This is a genomic window from Agromyces larvae (assembly GCF_022811705.1).
Lineage (GTDB): Bacteria > Actinomycetota > Actinomycetes > Actinomycetales > Microbacteriaceae > Agromyces > Agromyces larvae.
Map to the genome: position 1 here is coordinate 2,966,421 of NZ_CP094528.1, position 22,253 is coordinate 2,988,673.

Annotated in this window: 19 protein-coding genes; 6 read left to right on the forward strand and 13 right to left on the reverse strand. The window is 71.4% G+C overall.

What is annotated here, in order from left to right:
- Nucleotides 1-16: 16 nt before the first annotated feature.
- The 3 genes from MTO99_RS14270 to MTO99_RS14280 all read right to left on the reverse strand — a co-directional run bounded on the left by MTO99_RS14270 (nt 17) and on the right by MTO99_RS14280 (nt 3,365).
- Nucleotides 17-976, reverse strand: a complete 960-nt coding sequence (locus MTO99_RS14270) for an alpha-ketoacid dehydrogenase subunit beta (RefSeq protein WP_243559112.1) — start codon at nt 974-976, stop codon at nt 17-19.
- Between the two features lie 98 nt (nt 977-1,074).
- Nucleotides 1,075-2,208: a thiamine pyrophosphate-dependent dehydrogenase E1 component subunit alpha gene (locus MTO99_RS14275; protein WP_243554300.1), complete on the reverse strand. Its 1,134-nt coding sequence runs from the start codon at nt 2,206-2,208 to the stop codon at nt 1,075-1,077.
- A gap of 29 nt (nt 2,209-2,237) precedes the next feature.
- Nucleotides 2,238-3,365, reverse strand: a complete 1,128-nt coding sequence (locus MTO99_RS14280; RefSeq protein ID WP_494337199.1) for a histidinol-phosphate transaminase — start codon at nt 3,363-3,365, stop codon at nt 2,238-2,240.
- Between the two features lie 52 nt (nt 3,366-3,417).
- Here MTO99_RS14280 and MTO99_RS14285 point away from each other — a divergent pair, with 52 nt between their 5' ends.
- A complete protein-coding gene (locus MTO99_RS14285) occupies nt 3,418-3,801 on the forward strand; it encodes a phage holin family protein (protein WP_243554301.1) in 384 nt (127 codons plus the stop codon).
- On the opposite strand, the gene MTO99_RS14290 is transcribed toward MTO99_RS14285, so the two are convergent.
- From MTO99_RS14290 to MTO99_RS14300, 3 genes are all read right to left on the reverse strand, one after another.
- Nucleotides 3,767-5,311, reverse strand: coding sequence for a hypothetical protein (locus tag MTO99_RS14290; RefSeq protein ID WP_243554302.1), 1,545 nt, complete (start codon nt 5,309-5,311; stop codon nt 3,767-3,769). The genes MTO99_RS14285 and MTO99_RS14290 overlap by 35 nt on opposite strands.
- Nucleotides 5,308-5,619, reverse strand: a complete 312-nt coding sequence (locus MTO99_RS14295; protein ID WP_243554303.1) for a hypothetical protein — start codon at nt 5,617-5,619, stop codon at nt 5,308-5,310. The genes MTO99_RS14290 and MTO99_RS14295 overlap by 4 nt, the downstream gene beginning before the upstream one ends.
- 93 nt (nt 5,620-5,712) lie before the next feature.
- Nucleotides 5,713-6,741: an aminoglycoside phosphotransferase family protein gene (locus MTO99_RS14300; protein WP_243554304.1), complete on the reverse strand. Its 1,029-nt coding sequence runs from the start codon at nt 6,739-6,741 to the stop codon at nt 5,713-5,715.
- Between the two features lie 75 nt (nt 6,742-6,816).
- Here MTO99_RS14300 and MTO99_RS14305 point away from each other — a divergent pair, with 75 nt between their 5' ends.
- Complete coding sequence (locus MTO99_RS14305) at nt 6,817-7,344, forward strand: low molecular weight protein-tyrosine-phosphatase (protein ID WP_243554305.1); 528 nt, start codon at nt 6,817-6,819, stop codon at nt 7,342-7,344.
- Nucleotides 7,341-8,732 carry an adenylosuccinate lyase gene (purB, locus tag MTO99_RS14310; RefSeq protein ID WP_243554306.1) on the forward strand — a complete coding sequence of 464 codons (1,392 nt, stop codon included), beginning with the start codon at nt 7,341-7,343 and terminating at the stop codon, nt 8,730-8,732. The genes MTO99_RS14305 and purB overlap by 4 nt, the downstream gene beginning before the upstream one ends.
- Nucleotides 8,733-8,833: 101 nt before the next feature.
- Here the strand turns inward: purB and MTO99_RS14315 are convergent, their stop codons facing one another.
- The 7 genes from MTO99_RS14315 to MTO99_RS14345 form a co-directional block, all read right to left on the reverse strand.
- Nucleotides 8,834-9,109, reverse strand: coding sequence for an ABC transporter ATP-binding protein (locus MTO99_RS14315; protein WP_243554307.1), 276 nt, complete (start codon nt 9,107-9,109; stop codon nt 8,834-8,836).
- On the reverse strand, nt 9,106-9,732 hold the full coding sequence (locus tag MTO99_RS14320; protein ID WP_243554308.1) for a DUF308 domain-containing protein: 627 nt from the start codon (nt 9,730-9,732) through the stop codon (nt 9,106-9,108). Before MTO99_RS14320 ends, MTO99_RS14315 begins: the two co-directional genes overlap by 4 nt.
- A gap of 214 nt (nt 9,733-9,946) precedes the next feature.
- Nucleotides 9,947-11,308 (reverse strand): NtaA/DmoA family FMN-dependent monooxygenase, encoded by a 1,362-nt coding sequence (locus tag MTO99_RS14325; RefSeq protein WP_243554309.1) that lies wholly within the window; start codon nt 11,306-11,308, stop codon nt 9,947-9,949.
- Complete coding sequence (locus MTO99_RS14330; RefSeq protein WP_243554310.1) at nt 11,305-13,122, reverse strand: dipeptide ABC transporter ATP-binding protein; 1,818 nt, start codon at nt 13,120-13,122, stop codon at nt 11,305-11,307. Before MTO99_RS14330 ends, MTO99_RS14325 begins: the two co-directional genes overlap by 4 nt.
- Complete coding sequence (locus MTO99_RS14335) at nt 13,119-13,997, reverse strand: ABC transporter permease (RefSeq protein WP_243554311.1); 879 nt, start codon at nt 13,995-13,997, stop codon at nt 13,119-13,121. Before MTO99_RS14335 ends, MTO99_RS14330 begins: the two co-directional genes overlap by 4 nt.
- On the reverse strand, nt 13,994-15,034 hold the full coding sequence (locus tag MTO99_RS14340) for an ABC transporter permease (RefSeq protein ID WP_243554312.1): 1,041 nt from the start codon (nt 15,032-15,034) through the stop codon (nt 13,994-13,996). The genes MTO99_RS14335 and MTO99_RS14340 overlap by 4 nt, the downstream gene beginning before the upstream one ends.
- Nucleotides 15,031-16,725, reverse strand: coding sequence for an ABC transporter substrate-binding protein (locus tag MTO99_RS14345; RefSeq protein WP_243554313.1), 1,695 nt, complete (start codon nt 16,723-16,725; stop codon nt 15,031-15,033). The genes MTO99_RS14340 and MTO99_RS14345 overlap by 4 nt, the downstream gene beginning before the upstream one ends.
- Before the next feature lie 221 nt (nt 16,726-16,946).
- Between MTO99_RS14345 and MTO99_RS14350 the strand changes: the two genes are divergently transcribed.
- From MTO99_RS14350 to MTO99_RS14360, 3 genes are read left to right on the forward strand one after another with little or no spacing between them, the layout of a single operon-like run.
- Nucleotides 16,947-18,383, forward strand: coding sequence for a GntR family transcriptional regulator (locus tag MTO99_RS14350; RefSeq protein ID WP_243554314.1), 1,437 nt, complete (start codon nt 16,947-16,949; stop codon nt 18,381-18,383).
- The gene (locus MTO99_RS14355; RefSeq protein WP_243554315.1) at nt 18,380-20,404 is read left to right on the forward strand and encodes an ABC transporter ATP-binding protein; all 2,025 of its coding nucleotides are present in this window, start codon (nt 18,380-18,382) and stop codon (nt 20,402-20,404) included. Before MTO99_RS14350 ends, MTO99_RS14355 begins: the two co-directional genes overlap by 4 nt.
- Nucleotides 20,401-22,200, forward strand: coding sequence for an ABC transporter ATP-binding protein (locus MTO99_RS14360; RefSeq protein ID WP_243554316.1), 1,800 nt, complete (start codon nt 20,401-20,403; stop codon nt 22,198-22,200). The genes MTO99_RS14355 and MTO99_RS14360 overlap by 4 nt, the downstream gene beginning before the upstream one ends.
- Nucleotides 22,201-22,253: the final 53 nt, after the last annotated feature.

Genomic DNA, 22,253 nt, shown 5'->3' on the forward strand with positions numbered 1-22,253 from the left:
GCAGCGGGCGCGGCGATCAGTACGCGAGCGCCCGATCGACCGCCTCGAGCACCCGGTCGGGGCTCGGCAGGAACTCGGCCTCGAGCGCGGCCGGAGGGAACGGCGTGTCGAAGCCCGACACCCGCAGCACCGGCGCTTCGAGCGTGTAGAAGGCGCGCTCGGCGACGGTCGCCGCGATCTCGGAGCCGACGCTGACGTTGCCGTACGCCTCCTGCGCCACGACCAGCCGGCCCGTGCGGGCGACCGAGTCGAGGATGGGCCCGTAGTCGATCGGCGAGATCGATCGCAGGTCGACGACCTCGAGGCTCGTGCCCTCCTCGGCGGCGATGTCGGCCGCCTGGAGCAGCGTCGCGACCATCGCGCCGTGTCCGACGACCGTGACGTCGGTGCCCTCGCGCACGACGCGCGAGGCATGCAGCGGCAGCCCGGCGTGCTCGAGGTCGACCGGGCCTTTCGGCCAGTACCGGCTCTTCGGTTCGAAGTAGAGCACGGGGTCGTTCGAGGCGATCGCCTCCTGGATCATCCAATACGCGTCGTGCGGGTTCGACGGCGAGACCACCCGCAGGCCCGGGGTGTGGGCGAAGTAGGCCTCGGGGCTCTCCTGGTGGTGCTCGATCGACCCGATGTGCCCGCCGTACGGCACGCGGATGACGATCGGCATCGGCATGCCGCCGCCGTGCCGCAGGTTCTGCCGGGCGAGCTGCGTGGTGATCTGATCGAACGCGGGGAAGATGAACCCGTCGAACTGGATCTCGATGACCGGCCGGTAACCGCGCATCGCGAGCCCGATCGCCGTGCCGACGATGCCCGACTCGGCCAGCGGCGAGTCGAGCACCCGCCGTTCGCCGAACTCGGCCTGCAACCCTTCGGTCACGCGGAACACGCCGCCGAGCTTGCCGATGTCCTCGCCCATGAGCAGCACCTTGGGGTCGGCGAGCATCGCCTCGCGCAGGCCGGCGTTGATCGCCTTGGCCATCGACAGCGTGCGCACCCCGCGCAGTTCGTGGTTCGAGGCATCCACCGGCGCCCCCGTCGGATTGCTCACGCCGACCTCCTCATCGATCCCCGCCCCGTTCACGCTACGCCTCCGTCGAGGCTGCGCTCGAACGCGTCGAGCCACGCGTACTGCTCGCGCATCAGCGGGTGCGGCTCGGCGTACACGTGCTCGAAGATCACCTCGCGCGTGGGAGCGGGCATCTCGAGCGCGCGTCGGCGCACGTCGGACGCGACATCCTGCGCCTGTTCGTCGACCTCGGTGAAGAAGGCATCGGATGCTCCGCGGCCGGCCAGCCACGCTCGGTACCGTGTGATCGGATCGCGACGGGTCCACAGGTCGACCTCGTCCTGCGTGCGGTACTTCGTGGGATCGTCGGCCGTGGTGTGCGCGCCCATCCGGTAGGTGACCGCCTCGATGAAGCTCGGTCCCTCGCCCGAGCGCGCGTCTTCGAGCGCCTGCCGGCTGACGGCGTAGCTGATCAGCACGTCGTTGCCGTCGATGCGCACGCCCGGCATGCCGAATCCGCCGCCGCGCAGCGCGATGGGGGAGCGGCTCTGCCGCTCGACCGGCACCGAGATCGCCCACTGGTTGTTCTGCACGAAGAACACCTGCGGCGTCTGGTAGCTCGACGCGAAGACGAGGGCTTCGCTGGCATCGCCCTGCGAGGTCGAGCCGTCGCCGAAGTACACCAGCACCGCGGCATCCGTCTCGGGGTGGCCGGTCGCGGTGGCGCCGTCGAAGGCCAGGCCCATCGCGTAGCCGGTCGCGTGCAGCGTCTGCGACGCGAGCACGAGCGTGTACAGGTGGAAGTTGCCGTTCTCGGCGGGGTCCCACCCGCCGAGGGTGGCGCCGCGCAGCAGGCCGAGGATCTTCACGGGGTCGAGCCCGCGGATCATGCCGACGATGTGCTCGCGGTACGACGGGAAGATGTGGTCCTGCGGGCGGGCCGCGCGCGCCGACCCGACCTGCGCGGCCTCCTGGCCGTGGCTCGGCACCCAGAGCGCGAGCTGACCCTGCCGTTGCAGGTTGGCGCCGGCGATGTCGACCCGCCGCGAGATCGCCATGTCACGGTAGAACTGCTCGAGCTCGGCGTCGGGCAGCGCGTCGACGATCGGCAGGAACGCTTCGGCTTCGGGCGTCGGCCGCAGCTCGCCCTCGGGCGTCAGCAACTGCAACGTGGGGGCGGAGAAATCTCGCTTGAGGGCTGCCACCGTTCCACGCTAAACCCCGTGGTCGACGCCTACGTTTGTGAACTTCCGACAAGCTGGCCCAGAATCTCGGTGACAACCTCGACAGAGGACTCTTCGCCGACCGAGATACGGATGCCCTCGGGCGGGAACGCCCGCGCCACAACCCCGGCGTCGAACAGACCCTCGGCGACGGCCGCCGTCTGCTCGCCGGTGGGCAGCCACACGAAGTTGCCCTGCGCCTCGGGCACCGCCCAGCCCTGCGCGACGAGCGCGGCGCGCAGCCGGTCGCGCCGTTCGACGATGACGTCGACGCGACGGCGCAGTTCGGCCTCGGCCTCGGGGGCGAGCGAGGCGATCGCCGCGGCCGACGCCTGACCCGTGACGCCCAGCGGAATGGCCGTCGCGCGGGCGGCGTCGAGGATCGACACCGGCCCGATCGCGTACCCCACGCGCAGCCCGGCCAGGCCGTACGCCTTCGAGAACGTGCGCAGGATGACCAGGTTCGGGTAGCGGCCCAGCAGGGTCGCGCCGTCGACGGCGGCGCCCGGAGCCGCTCGATGGGATGCCTCGTCGCGGACGAACTCGATGTAGGCCTCGTCGAGCAGCACGAGCCGGTCGCTCGGCACCTTCGCCATGAACGCGGCGAACTCGTCGGCGGTGACGATCGGGCCGGTCGGGTTGTTGGGGGAGCAGACGATGACGACCCGGGTGCGATCGGTGACGGCGTCGGCGAGGGCGTCGAGGTCGTGACCGTGATCGGGTCGGTTCGGCACCTGCACGCTCGTCGCGCCCGCGACGGTGCAGAGACCGGGGTACGCCTCGAACGAGCGCCACGAGTAGACGACCTCGTCGCCCGGCGCGCACGCGGCGAGGATGAACTGGGCGATGAGCGCGACCGAGCCGGCGCCGACGATCACCTCGTCGGATGTGACGCCGAATCGCTCGGCGAGCTTCTCGCGCAGCGCGAGCGCGGTCGCGTCGGGGTAGCGGTTGACGGATGCCGCGGACGCGGCGATGGCGTCGACGACCGCGGGCAGCGGGTCGTGCGGGTTCTCGTTGCTCGACAGCTTGTAGCCGTCGGCCGGCGCCGGCCGACCCTGGCGATACGGGGGGAGTGCGGCGATCTCGGGTCGAAGGCGCACGGCGGTGTGCGGCGTCTCGGGTGCAGCTGGGGTCACGTGATCCACGCTACCCCTACGGTCGTGGGAGCCGATCTGCCAGAGTTGAGCCATGCGATTCCTCCTGAAGGTCATCGTCTCGGCGTTCGCACTGTGGCTGACGACGCTCATCGTCGCGGGCGTGAACGTGGTCCCGTACGAGGAGACCACGCTGGCGACGGTGCTCACGTATCTGCTCATCGCGTTCATCTTCGGACTCGTGAACGCCGTCGTCGGCACGGCGATCCGCATCGTCGCGTTCCCGCTGTACGTCATCACGCTCGGGCTGGTGTCGTTCCTCGTGAACGGACTGCTGCTGCTCATCGTGGCGTGGTTCAGCGACCTGATGGGCTTCGGCCTCACCGTCGAGAGCTTCTGGTGGGGGGTGCTCGGCGCGCTCGTGCTGGGGCTCATCACCTGGCTCATCGGTCTGGTCGTCCGCCCCGGGCGGGACTGACCGGCACGCACCGCCCCGCGGCGTCGTCGATGTCGCCGCCGGCGCCGGCGCGGTCGAGCCGCACCGCCGTCCACTCGGTGCGCACACCGGGCGCGCCCGCGGTGAACTCGCGCACGTACGTCTCGAACTCGACGACCTCGGGGGCGTCCGACGCATCGAGCAGCGCCAGCGTCTCGCGGTAGCGCGCGAGGTCGTGGCCGGGCAGCACCCCGTCGACCGGTTCGCCGCCGTCGACGGCCTGGCGCGTGACGACGAGTCGCTCGGCGCCGGACTGCTCGGGCCCGCCCAGCGCGGGCACCAGGTCGTCGCTGTGCTCGACCGACAGCATCGGCTTGCCGCCGAGGTCGGCCTGCGAGTTCGGGCCGCCGAGGTTGACCGCCCGTTCGACGTTCCAGGCTCCGTCGCCGAGCAGGTCGCCCGCCACGATGCCGCCGGCCGAGTACCCGACCGCGAGCACCGGGTCGGTCGAGGAGGCCCCGGCCCGGCTCAGCGCCTCGCGGACCGCACGCGACATCGCCGAGGCGTCCTCGCCGAGGCCGAGCACCTGCGCGAGCTCGGCCGACTCGGCCACCGCGGCGACATCGTTGGTCAGGTCGAGCGGCTGGGATCCGGGCACCACCCCCGTGTCGACGGTGCCGGCGACGTACACGATGAACCGCGGCCCCTCGGCGGTGTCGTAGCGCTCGACCGCGATCTGCGGGTCGCCGTCCTGAGGTGACGGCAGGCGTCGGCCGAGTTCGCCGAGCCCGGCGGGCGGCGCCACCGGCGTCGATGCCGCGGCGCCGGCCGCGGTGGTGGCGGCCGGACGGACCCCGACCGGCGTCTCGACGAGGGCGCGGTTGCCGATCGCCGACGCGGCCTTCGCCAGCCCCATCAGCACGGCCGTGTTCTCGGGCGTGCGAACCCGATCGCCCAGCGTCATCGCCAACGGCAAGGGCACCCCGGCCGCGCCGAGCAGCAGTTCGTCGAGCGCGCCGCCGGCCGCCCGTACGACCCGGATGAACCCGGCCGAGCCGAGCAGCCGGCGCAGGTCGCCCGAGGTGCCGTTCGGATCGACGGCCGAACGCACCCGGGCGCCGAGCGCGAGCAGCCCGGCGACGCCGCCCACGCCGAGGATCCCGAGCGGGCCGAGCATCATCGGCAGGCGCCCGCCGATCAGCCACGCCCCGACGCGGGTGCCGAAGTCCCACATCGCGCGGACCCGCTGCTCGGTCGCGCCGTAGGTGTCGGCGGCGCCGACGAGGGCCGCGCGAAGCCGTTCCGCACGATCGATCGCCCGTTCGAGCAGGTACCAGGCGTGCGCGAGGTCGTGCACGGGAGCGTTGGCTCCCCAGGCGCCGGGTTCGGCGTCGAGGTCGAGCGCCGCCAGCGTGCCGTGGATCTGCCGCACCTGCGTTCGCCACTCGTCGGCGGCGTGGGCCAGCGCACCGAGGGCCGCGGCTTCGACCAGGAGGTCGTCGACGGCCACGGTGGACGCCGACCCCGAGGTGATCGTGAGGTCGTCGCTCACGGCGCCACCGTCGCGGACTCGAGCGCCCGGCGCATCGCCGCGATGCGCGCGACCAGGTGGTCGTGGGCCCGCTCGAGCTGGTCGCATCCGACCAGGACGGCGTTGCGCAGATCGCCGAGCTGCACGTCGTACTGCTCGGACGCGGCCGACCGCCAGGACGCCGGCCCCTGTTCGGGCAGGCCCGGTCGCAGCGCCCGCACCTCGTCGAGCAGCGCCGCGAGCCGTGCGCGTTCGCGTTCGGCGACCTCGAGCCGGTACGCCGTGTACGGGGTGGTCTCGGAGGCCTCGGCCGGTCGGTCATGGTACATGCGCTCGAGTCTCGCGGCCGGCGCCGCCGCCACGGCGCGGCGACGAGGCATCCGTGCGAACTCCCCCGGCGAGCCGGCGCTGGGGAGGAGCAGTCAGCGCGCCTCGGCGACGACCTCGGCGAGCGCGTGCGCCCCGATGCGCCCGACGCGCCCGTCGACGCCGACCGCGGTCACGATCGCGAGTCCGAGCGCGACGGCCCAGCCGCGTGCGCGGCGCCAGTCCGCGGCATCCGTCTCGCGTCGGGCCTCGATCGCGGCGCGGAACCTCGCCCGTCCGGCCGCGTCGAACGTGAGCCAGCCGGTCGCGAGATCGCAGGCCGGGTCGCCCAAGGTGAGGTCGCCGAAGTCGAGCACCGCGGCCAGCGACCCGGATGCCTCGAGCAGCAGATTCGCCGGATGCGGATCGCCGTGCACCCACACGGGCGGCCCGGCCCAGACGGGCGCGGCGAGCGCGTCGGCGCGCACCGCATCGAGCACGGCTGCGGCGGATGCATCGACGAGCCCCTGCGCCACGGCCGCGTCGATGCGCTCGCGCGTGATCGGGTCGCGGTCGACGAGCGGCACGCCGCGGTACGGGTTGGCGGGGGCATCGGCCGGCGCGGGAGCGCGGGGATCGCCGAGGGCCGCGAGGAAGCCGGCGAGCCCGTCGGCCGCCTCGCCGCGGTCGGCGGGGGCGACGGATGCCGCGTCCACGCCGTCGAACCAGGGCACGATGCTCCACGGGTACGGGTAGCCGAGCGCCGGCCGACCGACGCGGACCGGTGCGGGCACCGGCGCCGGCAGGCGCGGGGCGAGTTCGGGCAGCCAGCGCTGCTCGCCGGCGACGAGGTGCGCCCCGAGCTCGCGGCGCGGCATCCGCACCGCCAGGCGCTCGCCCAGCCGGAAGACCGTGTTGTCCCACCCGCTCGCGACCTCGCGCACCGGGCCCGCCAGATCGGGATGCTGCGCCGCGACGAGCGCGGCGACGAGCGACGGGTCCGACGCGACATCGGCCGGGGGAGCATCGGGCGCCTGCCGCACCGGCGAGGCACCCGTCGCCGACATCGGCGAGGCATCCGTCGCCGACGCCGGCACCGAGGCATCCGTCGCCATGCCCGGCCGTGAGGCATCCCAACCCGACATCCCGCCTCCGCACCCCGGCCGCGCCCGCCGAACTCGCCGCTGCGCGGGCGCTCGATCTCCACCAGAATAGGGCTCATGACCCGAGCGGAACCCGTGGGGGACGCCGCTGTGCCCTTCCGGATCAGCTTCGTGTGCACCGGCAACATCTGCCGCTCACCGATGGCCGAAGTGGTGCTGCGATCCCTCGCCGAGCACGCGGGGCTCGACGGCGCGCTCGCGATCGAGTCGGCCGCGACCGGCGACTGGCACGTCGGCGAGCAGGCCGACCAGCGCACCATCGACGCACTCGACCGCGCGGGCTACGACGGCTCGAAGCACCGGGCACGGCAGTTCGACCCGACGAACTTCGGCGAGCTCGACCTCGTGGTCGCGTTCGACCGCGGGCAGGCCCGCATCCTGCGCAACTGGGCGACGAACGCGACCGACCAGCACAAGGTGCGCCTGCTGCTCGAATTCGAGCCCGAACTGGCGCCGTTGCAGGACGTGCCCGACCCCTACTACTCGGATGCGGAAACCTTCGATCGAGTTCTTGGGATGATAGAGCGGTCGACCAAGGCGCTCTTCCGGCAACTCGCGCCGGCTCTCAGACAAGGAATCCGATGACTTCGCTGCCTCCCCAGCCGCTCAGCCCGCTCGATGGACGCTACCGCGCGGCGGTCGGGTCGCTGGGCGAGCATCTCTCCGAGGCCGGGCTCAATCGCGCGCGCATCCACGTCGAGGTCGAGTGGCTGATCGCCCAGACCGACCGCGGCTTCTTCGGCACGCAGCCGCTCACGCCCTCGCAGAAGGACGCCCTCCGCGCGGTCGTGACCGACTTCGGCCAGGCCGACATCGACGAGCTCGCCGCGCTCGAGGCGACGACCCGGCACGACGTGAAGGCCGTCGAGTACTACGTGCGCCGGCGGCTCGAGCTACTCGGCCTCGACTCGATCGCCGAGCTCACCCACTTCGCGTGCACGAGCGAAGACATCAACAACCTCTCGTACGCGATCACCGTGCGCGATGCGGTGCAGCAGATCTGGCTGCCGAAGCTCGGTCTCGTGATCTCACGCTTGACCGAGCTCGCCGAGGAGCACCGGGATGCCTCGATGCTCTCGCGCACGCACGGCCAGCCCGCGACGCCCACCACGATGGGCAAAGAGCTCGCGGTGTTCGCGCACCGGCTGCAGCGCATCGCCCGGCAGGTCGAGGCGACCGAGTACCTGGGCAAGTTCTCGGGCGCGACCGGCACGTTCTCGGCGCACGTCGTCGCGGTGCCGGATGTCTCGTGGCCCGACGTGTCGCGCGAGTTCGTCGAGTCGCTCGGGCTCACCTGGAACCCGCTCACCACGCAGATCGAATCGCACGACTGGCAGGCCGAGCTCTACGGCCGCGTCTCGCACGCCAACCGCGTGCTGCACAACCTCGCGACCGACATCTGGACCTACATCTCGCTCGGCTACTTCCGGCAGATCCCGGCCGCCGGCGCGACCGGCTCATCGACGATGCCGCACAAGGTCAACCCGATCCGGTTCGAGAACGCCGAGGCGAACCTCGAGCTCTCGAGCGCCGTGCTCGACTCGCTCGCCGCGACCCTCGTCACCTCGCGGCTGCAGCGCGACCTCACCGACTCGTCGGCGCAGCGCAACATCGGCGTCGGGTTCGGGCACTCGCTGCTCGCGCTCGACAACCTGCTGCGCGGGCTCGGCGAGATCGACCTCGACCGGGCGCTGCTGCTCGACGACCTCGACCACAACTGGGAGGTGCTGGGCGAGGCGATCCAGACCGTCATCCGCGGCGAGGTCGTCGCGGGCCGGTCGACGATCAGCGACCCGTACGCGCTGCTCAAGGAGCTCACGCGCGGCAAGCGGGTCGGTGCGGCCGAGCTGGCGGCCTTCGTGTCGTCGCTCGAGATCGGGGATGCCGCGACGCAGCGGCTGCTCGCGCTCACGCCCGCGTCGTACGTGGGCCTGGCCGACGAACTCGTCGACCGGCTGGCGCCGCACGACTGAGGTCGATTTGCGCGTATGAGCCTGGCCTGGCCGAGCCTCAGTCGCTCAGATCGACCTCAGTCGCTCAGATCGACCTCAGTCGCGAGCGAGGCAGCGGCGGGCTAGTGCAGGCCCGGGCGGTCCTCGGTGTGCTCGTCGGGGCCGTCGCCCTCGAGTTCGGCGCGCTCGGACGCGTCGGGCTTGATCGCCATCTGCAGCAGCGCGAGCACGACCAGCACGACGATGAACACGCCGCCGGTGCCGATGAGCGCGGTGATCCAGTCGTGCGTGCCGGCCAGCACGATCACGCCGACGAAGATCGCGGCGATCGCGGCGCCGCCGACGTACTCGGCGGGGCGCAGCACATCGCGCTTGCTCGGCTTGTAGGGATCGGTCACGACTGCTCCGTTTCGGGTGCGGATGCCTCAGGGGATGCCGCGGTCGGGCTCGCCTGCGGAGCATCCGGGGCCGGGCGGCTCGCCGCCCATTTCAGCGAGAAGCCGCCGATGAGCAGGGCCACGCCGACGATCACGAAATACGCGCCGAGGAATCCGACCGCGGTGACGGCGTCGGGCGGCAGCAGGAGGAAGAGGATCGCCAGCAGCGCGGTGAACGCGCCGACCGTCATCCAGTCGCGTGCTTCGGGCGCCCGGCCGCGCCCGCGCAGACCGAGGTAGAGCTCGGTGAAGCCGGTGACGGCCGCCCAGACGCTGACCAGGTACAGCAGCACGGGCAGGCTCGACGGCAAGGTGAGCGCCAGGACGCCGGCGACGACGGTGACCACCGCGGTCACGGCGGAGACGCCCCGAACGACCCGGTCGGGCTGGAGCCGCAGGGCGAGCGCGCCGACGACGGCGCCGGCCACGACGGCCCACCAGCCGAACACGCCCAGGCCGAGCGCGGGGGAGTGGTCCTGGTTGAACGTGATCACCACGGCGGGCACGAGAGCGAGGATGCCTCGCACGACGGGGACGACCCAGGAGCCGGCCGTGCTCGGCGCAGCGTCGTGGACCTCGGCCACCGGGACCTCTTTCACGTCAGGAGGGATACCGACCCATCCTACGCGCGGGCTCGCTGGGAGGCGGCTGCGTCACGACCAGGCCGGCCGGTCCGTCGTCGAGTCGCGGGCGTGCGCCGAGCGTAGGAGTTGGCGGCCGACACGCCGGAGGCCGCGCCGCCCCGTCGGCGTGTCGCCGCGCGAGTCCTACGAGATGCACCGGCGACGTGGCATCCGATCAGCTCGCGAGCGCTCGCGACCCGGCCCGCTCGCGCTCGTCCGCCTCGATCAGGTCGTGATGCGGCAGCCCGAGGTGATCGCGCAGCGTCGTGCCCTCGTACTCGTGCCGGAACAGTCCGCGACGGCGCAGTTCGGGCACGACGTGGTCGACGAAGATCTCGGCACCCGACGGGAACGCGTCGGGCATGATGTTGAACCCGTCTCCGGCACCCGCCCGGAACCACTGCTCGAGCGTGTCGGCGATCTGCTCGGGCGTGCCGACCGCGAGCCGGTGCCCGCTGCGGATGCGCTTCACGAGCTGACGCGGGGTCAGGTTCTCACGCCGCGCCAGGCTGAGCTGCGCCTCGAGGAAGCCGTGGCTGGTGCGGAACGAGTCATCGGGCTTCGGGAACTTCTCCCACGGCAGCGGCGCGTCGAGGTCGAGCTCCCGCACGTCGACGCCGAGCCGCCCCGAGATCTGCGCGTACTCCTGTTCGAACGACAGGTGGGAGTCGAGTTCGTCCCAGCGTCGCTGCGCCTCCTCCTCGGTGGAGCCGATCACGGTCGAGAGACCGGGCAGGATGCGCACATGGTTCGGATTGCGGCCGAAGGCCGCGGCGCGGGCTCGGATGTCACGGGCGAACGCGATGCCGTCCTCCAGCGTCGTCTGCGCCGTGAAGATCGCGTCAGCCCACCTCGCGCCCAGGTTCTTGCCGCCCTCGGATGCGCCGGCCTGCACGATCACCGGTCGGCCCTGCGGAGTGCGGGGCAGGGTTCCCGCACCCTCGACCGAGAAGAACTCGCCCGTGTGGCCGATGGGCTGCACCGCGTCGGGGCGGCGATCGATGAGCCCGTCGGGTCCGAGCCGAGTCGCATCGGGCGCCCAACTGCCCCACGCCTTCGTCACGACGTCGATGAACTCGTCGGCGCGACGGTAGCGGTCGGAGTGGAACGCGGCGCCGTCCTGCCCGAAGTTGCGGGCCGCGGCATCGCCCGCGGTGGTGACCGCGTTCCAGCCAGCCCGCCCGCGACTGATGTGGTCGAGCGACGCGATCCGGCGGGCCAGGTTGTAGGGATGGTTGTACGACGTCGAGGCGGTCGCGATCACCCCGATGCGCTCGGTCGCGGCCGCCACCGCGGTCAGCAGCACGATCGGGTCGAGCTTGCCGCCGCCCGCTCGCCCGCCCTGATACGCCGGGCCGTCGGCCAGGAAGATGCCGTCGAGCGCGCCGCGCTCGGAGATCTTCGCGATGTTCACGAAGTAGTCGACATCGGTGGTCGCCGTCGGCGGCACCTCGTGGAGATGGGCTGCGGCGGCGTGCCCGCCGAGCCCGAGGATGTTCATCCCGAGGCTCATGCTGCGAGGTCGGTCTGCGGTCATCGTGGTGCGCCTTCCGTGGTGGTGGAGCTGGTGCGTCGGGCAGATGCAATGCTCGGAATCGCGTCGAGCAGGGCACGGGTGTACTGATGCGATGGACGGTGGAATACGGCGTCGGCCTCACCCGATTCGACGACGCGGCCGTCCTTCATGACGAGCACGCGGTCGGCGACGTGATGCACGACACCGAGGTCGTGCGAGATGAAGAGGTAAGCGACGCCGTACTCGCGCTGGATGTCCTCGAACAGGTCGAGGATCTGCGCCTGCACCGAGACATCCAGCGCGGAGACCGGCTCGTCGGCGACGATCACGTCCGGATCGACCGCGAGGGCGCGCGCGATCGCGACGCGTTGGCGCTGGCCGCCCGAGAGGTCGAGCGGCCGGCGTTCGAGGGTCGCGTGCTCGAGCCGCACCAGATCGAGCAGTTCGCGCTCCCGGGCGGTGCGCGCACCGCCTCGGATGCCGGCGACGCCGAGCGCTTCGTCGAGCACCTTGCGCACCGTGTAGCGCGGATCGAACGATCCGAGCGGGTCCTGCGACACCACCTGGATGCGTCGGCGGATCCTCGAGCGCTCAGCGCCGCCGAGATCCTGCCAACGCCGACCCGCGACGCGAACCTCTCCCTCGGTGGCGGTCTCGACGCCCAGCGCGATCCGCGCCACCGTGGTCTTCCCCGAACCGGACTCGCCGACGATCCCCAGCGTCTCGGCTCGTCCGAGTACGAAGGACACGTCGTCGACGACGGTGCGATCGATGCCGTCCGGTCCGCGGAATCGCTTCACCAGCCCGGATGCCTCGATCAGCAGGCCGCCGTCCGGCACCGAGTCGATCGCAGGCGATGGCGCCGTGGCATCCGCCTCGACCCGCCGCGCCGCCGACCGCCCGCGCGAGACGCCCGCGGGAGGTGAGTCGGGCGAGAGGCGCGAACCTCTCGAAGCGGCGGAAGGAATCGCAGCGAGCAGTCGCTTCGTGTACTCGTGCTGCGGATCGTGAAGCACGGCCTCGGTGGTGCCGGCCTCGACGATCTCGCCGTCGCGCATGACGGCGATGCGGTCGGCGATGCTCGCGACGACCGCGAGATCGTGGCTCACGAGCAGCATCGCGCCGTCATCCGACTTGAGACGTCCGAGCAGGCGCAGAATCTGCGCGGCCACAGTCGCGTCGAGCGCGGTCGTCGGCTCGTCGGCGATGAGCACCTTCGGGGACGCGGCGATCGCCGAGGCGATCAACGCTCGCTGGCGAAGGCCCCCCGACAGTTCGTACGGATGCTGCCGTGCCCGCAGTTCGGGCTCGGGGACGCCGACCTCGGTGAGCAACTCCACGACCCGTTGTGCGCGCTCTTTGCGCGTCAACCGGGTGTGCAGCTCGAGCGTCTCGCCGATCTCCCGGCCGACGGGTCGCAATCCGTCGAGCGACGCCAGCGCGTCCTGCAGTACGAAGCCGATGCGCGAACCGCGGATGCCTCGCCAGCTCCGTTCCGAGAACTGACGGGCATCGACACCGTCGATCGCCAGCCGATCGGCGTGCACACGCGAACGCTCGCCGGCCAGGCCGACCAAGGAACGCGACGTGACCGACTTGCCCGAGCCCGACTCGCCGACGAGGGCGAGGCATTCACCTGGCGACACCTCGAGCGAGATTCCGCGTACGACACGGCGCCAGCCGTGGTCGTGGTGGTGGAAGGCCACCTCGAGACCCGACACCTCGATCACCGGTGTGGGCGGCCCGCCGCCGGCCGACGAGCCCTCACGGCTCTCACGTGCCGCGCCCGAGCCATCCGCGCCCGGGGCCGGCCGTTCCAAGACCTCGATCGTCATCCGAGGCCCCTCCCTTCGAGTCGCTGCTTGAGTTCCCGCCCGATCACGCCGACCGCGAGCACGGTGAGCGTCACCGCGAGCGAAGGCCAGAACACGAGGAGCGGGTCGTTGACGAGGAAGTTGCGAGCCGAGGCGATCATCGCGCCCCATTCGGCCTCCGGCGGCTGCGCCCCCAGGCCGAGGAAGCTCAGGCCGGCCCCCGCACCGATCGCACCGCCGATGCGCAGCGCGATCACCGGAATGAGCGGGCGGAAGGCGTTCGGGAACACGTGCCGCACGGCGATGAGCCCGCTGCCGATGCCGAGCGTGCGCGCGGCCTCGATGTACGGTGCGACGCGCACCTGATGCGACTGCGCCCGGATGATCCGGGCGTAGCTCGGGATGCTCGCGATGCCGACGGCGATGAGCGCGTTCATCGTGCCTCCGCCCGCGAGGGTGATCACGATCATCGCGAGCAGGATGTCCGGCACTGCGACCAGGCAGTCGACGAGACGCATGACGCTCGCGTCGGCCCAGCGCGGCCCGAGGCCGGCGAGGATGCCGAGCAGGCTGCCGCCCACGACTCCGATGATCGTCGCCCCGAAGCCGATCGCGAGCGAGGCCGCCGCACCGTGGACGATGCGGCTGAACACATCACGTCCGGCGTCGTCGGTGCCGAACCAGTGGTCGACGCTCGGCGGCGCGAGGATCGCCCGAAGGTCGACTTCGAGCGGGTCGTAGGGAGCGAAGACGGTGGGGAAGAGCGCCGCCGAGATGATCAGAGCGAGGAACGCCGCCGAAGCGACGATGCTCGTACGCAACCAGAGCGGGCGCCGACGCGCTCGCGCGGGGGCCGCGACCGTCGCGTCGAGGACGGATGTCGTTGCCGCGCTCATGCCGTCGCCAGCCTCGGGTCGATGACGGAGTACAGCACGTCGACGACGAGATTCACGACGACGAAGACGAGCGCCGCGAACAGGACGACGCCCAGCACGAGCGGCAAGTCCTGGTTCTGTACGGCGGCGAGCGCGAGCCGGCCGATGCCCTGACGGCTGAACACCGTCTCGACCAGCACCGCCCCGCCGAGCAGGTTCGCGATCACGAAGCCCGTCATCGTCGCGATGGGCACGAGCGAGTGGCGCAGCGCGTGACGGATCTTGACTGCGGTGACGCTCAGCCCGCGGGTGCGAGCGGTGAGGATGAAGGGCTGCTCGAGCACCTCGTCGAGTTCGGTGCGCATCACCTGGGCGAGCGTCGCAGCGATCGGCAGCGCGAGCGTGAGGACGGGAAGAACCAGCCGTTCGATGCCGTCGGTCCCTGAGGACGGGAAGATGGGGATCAGTGCGGCGAACAGGAAGAGCAGCAGGATGCCGAGCACGAAACCCGGAATGCTCGCGAGGAGGATGCCGGTGCCGGAGGCGAACCCGGTGAGCACCCGCCCGCGCTTCGCGGTCGCGAGGGCGACGACGATCGCGAGCACGACCGACACGCCCGCGGCGGTGAAGGCCAGCACCACGGTCGGCCCGAGTTGGATGCCGATCGCGTCGGCCACCGGCATCCGCTGCTGGTAGGACGTGCCGAGGTCGCCCGAGAGCAGACGGCCGAAGTATCGGGCGTACTGCTCCCAGATCGGACGGTCGAACCCCCACTCGGCACGCACCTGCGCCAGCACCTCGGGCGTGGGGTTCGCCTCGCTGCCTCCGAGCAGCATGATCGCCGGGTCTCCCTTCGGCACGTGGAGTGCGAGGAAGGTCAGCGTCGCGGCGCCCCAGAGCACGAGGATGCCGCTCAGGACGCGTCGCCCGACGGTCAGGCCGAGCGCGCGGACCGTGCGGGTCACGCGGCCCCGCGCGATGCCTGCGGTCCACGACCGCGTCGGCGACTCGGGGGCGGCGGACACTTCCGCCGCCCCGTCGACAGTCGTCTCGGTCATGGTTCGAGCCACGCGATCGTGAAGAGGGGCACACCGTGCGACGAGTCGGCGAGCACGCCATGGAGGTTGTCGTGCACGGCCCACGGCGTATAGAAGTCGTACAGCGGGATCGCCGGAACGAGTTCGGCGAGCCTCGCCTGCGCCTTGCCGTAGAGCTCGGCGAGCTCCTCGGTGTCGGTCGTCTGGCGCGCGTCGAGGAGGATTCCGTCGAGCTCAGCGTCGGTCAGTCGGGAAGTGTTCTGCCCGATGCGCTCAGGTGAGGTGATCTCGCCGGATGCGTACACGATGTAGAGGGCGTCGGGGGTGTTCGTGTGCCACACACCCGTGCCGATGTCGTAGTCGCCGTTTCGGCGGCGCTCCTGCGCCTCGGCGCTCGGCAACTGGATGAGCTTCAGTTCGACACCCAGCTTCTTCAGTTCGGACTGGATGAGGTCGTTGAGCGAGCCAGGCGTGGCGGTCTCGGTGACGGGGAATTCGGCCGTGAGCCGCTGACCGTCCTTCGTTCGATACCCGTCGGCGTCGATCGTGCTCCAGCCCGCCTCGTCGAGCAGTTCGCCCGCGCGGTCGGGGTCGTACTCCCACGCCTCTTCGGCAGCGGGGTCGTAGTACTGCGTCGTCGGCGAGAGGAACGCGTGGCGCGGCTCGTACTCACCGAACCCGACGGCCTCCGCAATGCCCTCGGAGTCGATGCCGAGCGCGAGCGCCTGCCGGACCTTCAGGTCGTCGAAGGGCGGGCGTGAGGTGTTGAGCGTGATGCGCTGCGGGTTCCCGATGCGCGAGATGTTGTGGTATTCGATAGACGAATCCGCCTCGATCGCCGCGGCGTTCTGCGGGGCGATGTTGTCGGTCGCGTCGAACTCACCGCTGACGAGCGAGCTGTACCGGACAGCGGGCTCGGTGATGAAGCTGATCTCGATGCGATCGAGGTAGGCGGGACCGTCATGGTTCAGATAGTCGGCCGACCAGTCGTAGTCGGCGCGCTTGGCGAACGTGACGCCCTCGCCCGGCGTGTACTTCTCGACGACGTACGGGCCGCTGCCGATCGGCTGCAGGCACGTCTGCTCGGGGTGCTCGGCGAGCTGTTTCGGCGAGATGAGACCGAGCCACCCTTGCGCGAGCACGTAGAGGAACGGGCTGTACGCGTAGTCGAGCTTCACTTCGAGCGTCTCGTCGTCGATCACACGAGTGGAGGCGATCGGGTCGATGTACGCGGCAGCCAGCGGGGACTTGGTCTCGGGAGCGGCCATGTGATCGAAGTTCGCAACCACTGCTGCCGCGTCGAACGGCGTCCCGTCGCTGAAGGTCACGTCGTCGCGCAGGTGGAAGGTGTAGGTGCGTCCGTCCTCGGAGATGTCCCACGATTCCGCGAGCCACGGCGACGGGTTGCCGTCGGCGTCGAGGCTGACGAGGTTGTCGTAGATGATGCGGCCGAGGAGTTGCAGCTGCGCGGTCGAGACCTGGTGGCCGTCGAGGCACACCGGGTCGGATGACGTCGAGAGGCGCAGCGTGCCGCCGGCGACGGCGTTCGGGTCGTCCTCAGCGGGCGGGCGAGCGAGGTCGGTCTGCGAATCCGCGGTCGGCACCTCGTCCTGAGCGGGGCCGGCGCAACCGGCGAGCATCGCGGCGGCACCGACGAGGGCGACGCCGGCGAGGACGAGGCGGGCCCGCGGATGCTTCGATCGGAGGGTCATGGTCTGCTTTCGGTTCTGGACCGCTCGGTGAGCGGTTGCTGTCGGTCGATGGCGGGGAATGCATCCGCCGTGACCGCAATGCTCCTCAGCAGACAAAACGGTCGTCAATCCGGGCCGGCGAATATGTTCTCCAATGTCTGCACATGACCTCGGATTACATTGCGGTTATGTTCGGATATGCTCGTCCCTATTCTGAACATTCGTATGGGAAGGAGGAGCCGATGGAGATCGCTACCGAGGGAACGCTCACGGCGCTCGACTTGGCGGAGCGGATCGGCGGCACCCGGTCCGAGGACATCCGCCGCACCATCGCCGACCTCATCACCTCGGGTGCCCTGCCGCCGGGCACCCGCCTGCCCACGATTCGCGATGTCGCCGCGGCGCTCGATACCAGCGTGGGCTCGGTCGCCGACGCGTGGACGGAGCTCAGGCGGCTCGGTCTGCTCGACACTCGGCGCCGGGGCGGCACGACGGTGTCGTCGCGCAGCGCCGAGACCCCCGACACCGCCGGACTCGCCCTGGGCGATACGGGAGTCGGCCGCTCGAGCGATCCCGACGTCGCCGGGGCCTTCCTCCGACGCGACCGCATCGACCTCGGCCGTGCAAGCGCCGATCCCGCCTTCCTCCCCGACCCCACCGCGTTTCTCGTCGCCGCGATCGACACCACCGACGACTCCGGCAGCGACCTGATCACACCGGCTCTCCGTGCGGCAGTCGTCCCGGGGCTCTCCTTCACCCCCCAGGCCGTGGCAGCCGCGCCAGGCATGCACGCCGCGATGCACCTGGCCTACACCGCTCTCCTCCGACCCGGCGATGTCGTCGCCGTCGAGGATCCGACGTGCGTGCGGAACCTCGCCCTGCTCCGCGCCGCGGGCGCGCGGGTGGTCCCCATCGCCTCCGACGCGGATGGTCCGCTGCCCGAATCGGTCGCGGCGGCTCTCGAGCAGGGCCTGACGATGCTGGCGTTCCAGCCGGTCGCCGCGGTTCCGCTCGGCGCTTCGCTCACCAGGCGTCGACGCGACGAACTCGCGGAGCTCATCGCGAATGCTCCGGCGCCGCCGTGGATCCTCGAGGAAGATCCCGCCGGGCCGCTCGGCGGCCGGCACCCCGGCGGTGGCACGACCAGGGGGGAGAGCCTCGGCGCAGTGCTGCCCGACCGAGTGCTCAGGGTCGTGCACCTCGCGCGTGCGTTCGGTCCGCTGCTGCAGACCGCGGTCCTCGCGGGCGGGAGCACCGCCGTTCACGCCGTCGCCGAGGTGCAGCGGCTCGAAGGCGCACGGCCGAATCCACTCCTGCAGGACGCCCTCGCCGCGCTCATGCGGGACGCGTCGGCCGACGCCCTGATCATCGCCGCTGCCGAGACGTACGCCCGCCGTAACCGCGCCCTGCTCGACGCGCTCGCAGCACGGGGCATCTCCGCGCAGGGGGCGGGCGGGTTCTTCGCCTGGGTGCCGGTGGCCGACGAGCGCGATGCGTTGCTGCGGTTGGCCGAGCACGGCGTCTCGGCCAGCCCGGGCTCGCGGAGCACCTTCGGCGACCTGGCCCCGCACATCCGGGTCGCCACGACCAGGCTTCCCGACGATCCGCAACGCATCGCCGAGCTCGCCGACGCGGTCGCCGCTGCGGCCGCGCACACCCTCGCCACGGAGGACGAATGACCGGTACCGCCGAGAGCTCGTTCAGCCGATCGCTGGTGCGCCTCTACCCTCTTTCGCGCGAGGTCGTGCCCCGGCTCGCGCTGGGCTTGACCACGGCGGTGCTGGCGAGCGCGGTCGCGCTCGCGATTCCGCAGGTGCTGCAGTGGATCGTGAACGGTCCGCTCTTCGCCGACTCCGACCCGGTCGCCCTGTGGTGGGGCGTCGGGATCGTGCTCGCGCTCGGCATCGCCGAGGCGGCGCTGCTCACCGCGCGCCGCCAGCTCGTGCTCGCCCCGGGCACGAAGCTCGAGGCGAAGCTGCGCGTGCGCCTCTACGCACACCTCACCGAGTTGCCGGTCGCGTTCCACGACGAGTGGGGCAGCGGGCAGTTGCTGTCGAGGTCGATGAGCGACATCCGCCGGTTCCGCCGCTGGATCAGCTTCGGCATGATCATGATCTGCGTGAACGCGATCACGATCGCGATCGGCACGGCGCTCATGTTCGCCTCGAGCTGGCTGCTCGGCGTGATCTACGCGGCGGCCGCGCTGCCGGTGCTCGTCATGAGCTTCCGGTTCCGCCGCCGGTACCGCATCGCCTCGCGCCTCGCGCAGGATCAGGCGGGCGACCTCGCCACGGTCGTCGAGGAGTCGGTCCGCGGTATCCGCGTCCTGAAGGCCTTCGGGCGCGGACGCGACGCGCTCGACTCGTTCGCCGCCCGCGCCGACGAGCTGCGCGAGACCGAGCTCTCGAAGTCGCGCTCGCTGTCGACCGTCTCGATGCTGCTCACCCTGCTGCCCGAGGCCGCCCTCGCGGTCGCGCTCGTCGTGGGCGCGTTCCTGGTCGCCGACGGCGACCTCACGGTGGGCGCGCTGGTCGCGTTCTTCGCGACCGCGGCCCTCGTCAACGGCCCGCTCGGCCGGCTGGGCGAGCAGTTCGCGATGTCGATGGACGCCAAGGCCGCGATCGATCGGTACTTCGAGGTGCTCGACGTGCCGAACACGATCCTCGACCCCGCCGAGGGCGAGCGGCAGAGCTTGGATGCCCCGATCGGCATGGAACCTTCAGACAGCACGGATGCTTCGATCAACACGGATGCTTCGAACAGCACGGATGTCTCGGATGTCTCGACGGCTCGGTCGGGCCGCGTGGAGCGAGGCATCCGGCTCGAGTTCGCCGACGTGCGCTTCCGCTATCCCGACGCGCCGCCCGAGGCACCCGACCTGCTCGACGGAGTCGACCTCGTCGTCGAGCCGGGGGAGACCCTCGCGCTCGTCGCGCTCACCGGCGGCGGCAAGAGCACGCTCGCCCAGCTCGTACCGCGGCTGTACGACGTCACCGGGGGCGCGGTGCGGGTCGGCGGCATCGACGTGCGCCACCTCGACCGGTTGACTCTTCGCACGCACGTGTCGATGGCGTTCGAAGACCCGGTGCTGTTCTCCGCATCGGTGCGCGAGAACGTGCTGCTCGGCGTGCCCGACGCGGGCGACGACGTGCTGCGGCAAGCGCTCGACGTCGCCGGCGCCGACTTCGTGCACTCGCTTCCCGGCGGCGTCGACGCGATGATCGGCGAAGAGGGCCTCAGCCTGTCGGGCGGCCAGCGCCAGCGCATCGCGCTCGCCCGCGCCATCGCCCCCGCGCCGCGGGTGCTCATCCTCGACGACCCGCTCTCGGCGCTCGACGTGCGCACCGAGGCGCTGGTCACCGAACGCCTGCGGGCCTCGCTGCGCGGCACCACGACGCTGGTCGTCGCGCACCGGCCGTCGACGGTCGCCCTCGCCGACCGGGTGGCGCTGCTGCACGAGGGCCGCATCGTCGCGGTCGACACCCATGCCGAACTGCTCGCGACGCACGAGCTGTACCGCTCGGTGCTCGCCAGGCAGGCACGTCCGGTGCGCGAATCCGGAGTGGGTCCGATCCCTGCCGACGGTGCCGCGCGTGCGCAGCGCACCGCGACGGCGAAGCCGGCGGACGCGTCCGCGAAGCCGGCGGGCGCGTCCGCGAAACCGACGGGCGCGACGGCGATCGCGAGGGCACGACGATGAGCGGCGTCGCATTCGAAGACGACATCCAGCTCGAGCGCGAGCGCGCCCGCTTCGTGCGGCGGCGTTCGCTGCACCTGCTCGGTTCGCTGCTGCGCCCGATGCGGTGGCGGTTCGCGCTCATGCTGCTGCTCGTGGCATCCGCCCAGGGTGCGAAGGCGCTCGGGCCGCTGCTCGTGGCATCCGCCATCGATGCGGGGCTGCCCGCCCTGATCAGCGGCGACCCGACGCGGATCCTGCTCGACGGCGGCGCCTACCTGACCGCGGCCGTCGCGGGCGGGGTCCTCACGCTGTGGTTCATCCGCCTGAACGCGCGGATCTCGCAGGCCGCGCTGTTCGACCTGCGCAAGCGGGTGTTCCTGCACACCCAGCGGCTCAGCCTCGAATTCCACGAGACGTACACGTCGGGACGCATCATCGCGCGGCAGACGTCCGACCTCGACGCGGTACGCGAAGTGCTCGACTCGGGCGTGAACCAGCTGCTGTCGGGATTCCTGTACATGGCGTTCATCGCCGGGCTCCTGTTCGTGCTCGACCCCTGGAGCGGGCTCGTGCTGCTCGCCGCTGCCGTGCCGGTGTGGTTCCTGACGAGGTGGTTCCAGCAGCGATCGCAGCTGCACTACCGCTCGACGCGCGTCGCGTCGGCGAACCTCATCGTGCAGTTCGTCGAGACGATGGCGGGGCACCGCGCGGTGCAGGCGTTCCACCGCGAACGCCGCAACCTCGACGAGCACACCCGGCTCGCCGACGAGTACCGCGTCGCCGACCAGCGCGCGGTCGGGCTCATCGGCGTCTACAACCCCGGCCTGGTGCTCATCGGCAACGTGACCGTCGCCGCACTGCTGGCCGTCGACGGATACCGGGTGTTCTCGGGCACGCTCGCGGTCGGTGCGCTCGTGGCCGCGGTGCTCTACGCGAAGCGGTTCTTCACGCCGGTGCAGGACATGGCGCAGTTCTACAACTCGCTGCAGTCGTCGGTCGCCGCACTCGAGAAGATCTCGGGTCTGCTCGAAGAGCAGCCGAGCATCCGCCCGCCGCGTCAGCCGGTGCCGCTGCCGCGCGCGGCCGGTCGGATCGAGTTCGACGACGTGCGCTTCGGCTACACGCCCGAACGGGACATCCTGCCGCACCTCGACCTGGTGATCCCCGCCGGGCAGACCGTGGCGCTCGTCGGCTCGACCGGAGCGGGCAAGTCGACCCTCGCCAAGCTCGTCGCCCGTTTCTACGACGTGACCGAGGGTGTCGTGCGCCTGGACGGCGTCGACGTGCGCGAGGTGGCGTTCGCCGACCTGCGCCGCGCCGTCGTCATGGTGACGCAGGAGGCGTTCCTGTTCAGCGGCTCGATCGCCGAGAACATCGCCGTCGGCCGGCCCGAGGCGACCCGCGAGGAGATCCGCGCCGCGGCACGTGCGGTCGGCGCCGACCGGTTCATCGAGCTGCTGCCCGACGGGTACGACACCGACGTGAACAAGCGCGGTGGGCGGCTCTCGGCGGGGCAGCGTCAGCTCGTGTCGTTCGCGCGCGCGTTCCTCGCCGACCCGGCCGTGCTGATCCTCGACGAGGCCACGAGCTCGCTCGACCTGCCGAGCGAAGCCCTCGTGCAGCGCGGGCTCGCTCGCCTGCTCGACGGGCGCACGGCGATCATCATCGCCCACCGGCTCTCGACGGTCGAGATCGCCGACCGCGTGCTCGTGCTCGGCGGGGGAAGGCTGCTCGAGGACGGCTCGCCGGCCGAGCTCATCGCCGAGGGCGGCGAGTTCGCCGAACTGCACGCGGAATGGGAGTCGACCACGGTGTGACGGCCGCCGCCGGCCATACTCTTGACACATAGCCATATGGTTATATGATCGAC

Excerpts from the sequence above, each read along its gene's own strand:
- MTO99_RS14270 (WP_243559112.1), bottom strand. The coding sequence starts at position 976 with ATGGCCAAGGCGATCAACGCCGGCCTGCGCGAGGCGATGCTCGCCGAC.
- MTO99_RS14285 (WP_243554301.1), top strand. The coding sequence starts at position 3,418 with ATGCGATTCCTCCTGAAGGTCATCGTCTCGGCGTTCGCACTGTGGCTG.
- MTO99_RS14295 (WP_243554303.1), bottom strand. The coding sequence starts at position 5,619 with ATGTACCATGACCGACCGGCCGAGGCCTCCGAGACCACCCCGTACACG.
- MTO99_RS14300 (WP_243554304.1), bottom strand. The coding sequence starts at position 6,741 with ATGTCGGGTTGGGATGCCTCACGGCCGGGCATGGCGACGGATGCCTCG.
- MTO99_RS14305 (WP_243554305.1), top strand. The coding sequence starts at position 6,817 with ATGACCCGAGCGGAACCCGTGGGGGACGCCGCTGTGCCCTTCCGGATC.
- purB (WP_243554306.1), top strand. The coding sequence starts at position 7,341 with ATGACTTCGCTGCCTCCCCAGCCGCTCAGCCCGCTCGATGGACGCTAC.
- MTO99_RS14325 (WP_243554309.1), bottom strand. The coding sequence starts at position 11,308 with ATGACCGCAGACCGACCTCGCAGCATGAGCCTCGGGATGAACATCCTC.
- MTO99_RS14330 (WP_243554310.1), bottom strand. The coding sequence starts at position 13,122 with ATGACGATCGAGGTCTTGGAACGGCCGGCCCCGGGCGCGGATGGCTCG.
- MTO99_RS14335 (WP_243554311.1), bottom strand. The coding sequence starts at position 13,997 with ATGAGCGCGGCAACGACATCCGTCCTCGACGCGACGGTCGCGGCCCCC.
- MTO99_RS14340 (WP_243554312.1), bottom strand. The coding sequence starts at position 15,034 with ATGACCGAGACGACTGTCGACGGGGCGGCGGAAGTGTCCGCCGCCCCC.
- MTO99_RS14345 (WP_243554313.1), bottom strand. The coding sequence starts at position 16,725 with ATGACCCTCCGATCGAAGCATCCGCGGGCCCGCCTCGTCCTCGCCGGC.
- MTO99_RS14350 (WP_243554314.1), top strand. The coding sequence starts at position 16,947 with ATGGAGATCGCTACCGAGGGAACGCTCACGGCGCTCGACTTGGCGGAG.
- MTO99_RS14355 (WP_243554315.1), top strand. The coding sequence starts at position 18,380 with ATGACCGGTACCGCCGAGAGCTCGTTCAGCCGATCGCTGGTGCGCCTC.
- MTO99_RS14360 (WP_243554316.1), top strand. The coding sequence starts at position 20,401 with ATGAGCGGCGTCGCATTCGAAGACGACATCCAGCTCGAGCGCGAGCGC.